Genomic DNA, 207 nt, shown 5'->3' with positions numbered 1-207 from the left:
GGCGGCTACCTCGACCTCCAGGGCACGGGCGTCACGGCCCTGCCGGACAACCTGACCGTGGGCGGCTACCTCGACCTCCAGGGCACGGGCGTCACGGCCCTGCCGGACAACCTGACCGTGGGCGGCTCCCTCGACCTCCGGGGCACGGGCGTCACGGCCCTGCCGGACAACCTGACCGTGGGCGGCTCCCTCGACCTCCGGGGCACG

1 protein-coding gene is annotated in these 207 nt (G+C 75.4%); it reads left to right on the top strand.

Annotated elements, in window-relative coordinates:
- Nucleotides 1-207 (top strand): hypothetical protein (locus V6B97_RS17525; RefSeq protein WP_333507725.1); only part of this gene is annotated, 207 nt, incomplete at both ends.

It is taken from the genome of Nitratidesulfovibrio sp. 1201_IL3209, from assembly GCF_036763125.1.
In the GTDB taxonomy this organism is placed as follows: Bacteria; Desulfobacterota; Desulfovibrionia; order Desulfovibrionales; family Desulfovibrionaceae; genus Cupidesulfovibrio.
This window is presented reverse-complemented; position numbering and strand designations above follow the sequence as displayed.